The following is a 444-nucleotide window of genomic DNA, read 5'->3' as shown; positions in this document are numbered from 1 at the left end:
ATTTCGTTTGTTCTTGAATAAATTTTACCGTTTGTTGTTTAAATTCATCATTGTACCTTTGCCGTTGTTCACCCATTGTGAACACCTCCTCGTTACATCTATTATCTTAAATCTGTTAACGAGGTGTCCACTTTTTATTCTAGCTGCAGTTTTCCATCTAAATCAATTTTTCAGGGCAAATTCGTGCAATTAGCTGTAGAAAATACTGTTAATGATTCAGTAACGAGGCGAAGTATAGGCTAAATGCAAAAAAGAGCCTTACTTGGAGTTATCCAAGTGAGGCTCTTTCAGTTGTTTGGCAACGTTCTACTCTCCCAGAACCCTGCGGTTCAAGTACCATCGACGCTGGAAGGCTTAACGGTCGTGTTCGAGATGGGAACGCGTGGATCCCTTCCGCCATCATCACCAAACGTTGATGCTTCTGCCAGGAAACATCGAAAAACT

1 rRNA gene is annotated in these 444 nt (G+C 41.2%); it reads right to left on the bottom strand.

Annotated elements, in window-relative coordinates:
- Positions 1 to 293: 293 nt before the first annotated feature.
- Positions 294 to 410: ribosomal RNA gene (gene rrf, locus AB4114_RS35910) — 5S ribosomal RNA — on the bottom strand.
- Positions 411 to 444 lie beyond the last annotated feature (34 nt).

The organism is Paenibacillus sp. 2RAB27 (assembly GCF_052115445.1).
GTDB lineage: Bacteria > Bacillota > Bacilli > Paenibacillales > NBRC-103111 > Paenibacillus_E.
This window is presented reverse-complemented; position numbering and strand designations above follow the sequence as displayed.